General features: G+C 75.5%; 1 protein-coding gene and 1 pseudogene. Both read left to right on the top strand.

What is annotated here, in order from left to right; translation table 11 throughout:
• Window positions 1-164 (top strand): annotated as a pseudogene (locus FV228_RS34635) (DJ-1/PfpI family protein); the annotation flags it as partial.
• Between the two features lie 109 nt (window positions 165-273).
• Window positions 274-722, top strand: a 449-nt coding sequence (locus tag FV228_RS31585; protein WP_147857958.1) for a TerB family tellurite resistance protein, incomplete at its 3' end; no start/stop codon positions are given.

Below are 722 nucleotides of genomic sequence, written 5' to 3'. Positions count from 1 at the left end.
GCCCCGACTATGCCCGCACCGCGCAACTCGTCGCCGAATACGCCCCGGAGCCGCCGTTCCGGGCCGGCACGCCCGGGCAGGCCGGGCCGGCGATCGTCCGGGCGGCGGACGAGATCCTGGCCCCGCTGGTCGCGGGGGCGACCCGGGCCGCCCGGGGGGACTGACGGCCCGAAAGCGATGCAGCCGCGCCACGCTTCGCGCCGACGTTGTGCGGCGTCCTTGACGGGGCGCCCCGCGAACCGAACTGTGCCGTCAGGAACCGCCGGAGCCGCCATGTCCCTGATCGCACGCCTGCGCGCCTACGCGACCGAGGCTCTCGGGGTCGGCGCCTCCGAGCCGGTGGACGACACGCATCTCGCCGCGACCGCCCTGCTCGTGCACGTGGCCCGGGTCGACGGCATCCTGGCACCCGCCGAGAGCGACCGCCTGTCCCGGATCGTGCAGGGCCGCTACGCCGACGGGCCGGACGCGGCCCGGGCGCTGATCGAGCGCGCCGCCGCGATCGATGCCGAGACCCGCGACGTGGCGAGCCTCGTCGAGATGATCCCGCACGAGGCCAACATCACTGAGCGCCAGGAATTGCTGACCATGGCCTGGTCGGTGGCCGCCGCGGACGGCATCGTGGACGAGTTCGAGGAGGCGCTGGTGGAGCGCCTCGGCCGGTTGCTCGGCTTCGACGAGGCGGCGGTCACCGCGGCCCGGCGGACCGGGCAGCAGGGCGT

The organism is Methylobacterium sp. WL18, from assembly GCF_008040015.1.
In the GTDB taxonomy this organism is placed as follows: domain Bacteria; phylum Pseudomonadota; class Alphaproteobacteria; order Rhizobiales; family Beijerinckiaceae; genus Methylobacterium; species Methylobacterium mesophilicum.
The sequence above is the reverse complement of the archived record's forward strand: the minus strand, read 5'-3'. Positions and strand labels throughout refer to the sequence as shown.